The sequence below is a fragment of the Amnimonas aquatica genome (assembly GCF_002943415.1).
Lineage (GTDB): Bacteria > Pseudomonadota > Gammaproteobacteria > Pseudomonadales > Moraxellaceae > Perlucidibaca > Perlucidibaca aquatica_A.
This window is the reverse complement of sequence record NZ_PTQZ01000310.1, coordinates 1-1519: the sequence shown is the minus strand read 5'-3', so window position 1 is coordinate 1519 and position 1519 is coordinate 1. Positions and strand designations below refer to the sequence as shown.

Annotated in this window: 1 protein-coding gene; it reads right to left on the bottom strand. The window is 66.4% G+C overall.

What is annotated here, in order from left to right; all coding sequences use genetic code 11:
* Positions 1-332: 332 nt before the first annotated feature.
* Positions 333-1519 (bottom strand): DUF3422 family protein (locus C5O18_RS09425; protein ID WP_105193371.1); only part of this gene is annotated, 1187 nt, incomplete at its 5' end.

Here is a 1519-nt window from a genome sequence, read left to right as displayed (position 1 = left end):
AGTTTACCGCCCATATGCGGAAGTACTCTCCGCCACTGCCAGTGAATACAAAGACCTCGCTAGGCAAGGCCTGAGGCTCTTGCCGGGCAACGGAATCAACAGCTGCAACTTCACTCATATCGCTCATCAACCTCTCCCTGTTGAAAATCATCCTTAATGTCACAGCATGCCCATGCGACATTGTCCTCATGCCTCAGGAAAAACCACAAGAACATGACAGCCATACATCTCTGACAAGCATCCGTAGATGCATAGATGCATAAAACTGTGACGGGGCTGCTCGACGTTTTACCACGTGGCCCGGACAGCGCAAAGCACCGCCTTCGCAGGCCTCAGCCGTGCTTCTCCAGCCCCTTGCGCAACCGGCGCACGCCGCGCCAGACCAGGAACAGGCAGAGCGGCACCGACAGCCCGGCGACCCACTCCGGATGCGAGATCCAGCCGACCTCCGCGAGCGAGCCGGCGACATGCTTGACCAGCCCCACGAGGTAATAGGTGATGGCCACCACCGACAGGCCCTCGACCGCCTGCTGCAGCTGCAGCTGCAGGTGGCCGCGCCGGTTCATGGACTGCAACAGGTCCTGGTTCTGCGCCTCCAGCGTGAGGTCGACGCGGGTGCGCAGCAGCTTGCTGGCGCGATCGATACGCGTCGCCAGGCTGTCGAGCTGGTCGGACACCGCCTCGCCGGTGCGGAAGGCCGGCGTCAGGCGGCGCAGCAGGAACTCCTCGAAGGTCTGCAGCCCGAACTCGCCCTGTTCGCGCAGGCCGTCGAGGCGGTCGAGCACCAGCTCGTGATAGGCGCGCGCGGCCGCGAAGCGGGCATTGGTCTCCGAGCGCAGGTGCTCGATGCGCGCCGCCAGCGTCGACAGGTCATCGAGCAGGCGGCGCTCGTCATCCAGCCCGTGGATGGCATTGATTTCGGCGTTGATGGCGGCCATGCGCCGGTCCATGCCGCCCAGCTCGGGCGCCAGCGCGCGCGCCACCGGGAAGGTGAGCAGCACCATCATGCGGTAGGTCTCGATCTCCAGCAGGCGGCGCACCAGGCGGCCGAGCTGGCAGACATTGAGGTCGCGGCTCTGCACCAGGATGCGGCCGAGGCCGTCCTGGTGCAGGCGGAAGGCGGTCCACAGGCGGGCGTGGCGGTCGAGTACCCAGGAGCTGATCAGGCGCTGGTTCTCGAAATGCGGGCGCACGTCATCCGCCGTCGGCGCCGCTCCGGGCAGGTCGTGAAGCTCGACATGCACGCCGCTGATGACCTTGCCCGGCAACGCCTCCAGCCACTCGGCGGGCAGCAGCGACAGCGCCGTGCGCGAGAACGGCGCCGCGGCCGTGTCGACGTGGATGAAGGTGTAGGTGGAGAACTCGCTGTGGCGCTCCCAGCGCAGCTCGAAACTGCCGAAATGCTGGATGTGGCAGGAGGCGCCGGGCAGCGGCGGCAGCACCGCGTAGCGCTCGCAGAGCCGGTGCAGGTGCCGGTACTCGGCCTCGCCGCTCTGGCCGTCGTGCAGCAGCGCGAGCT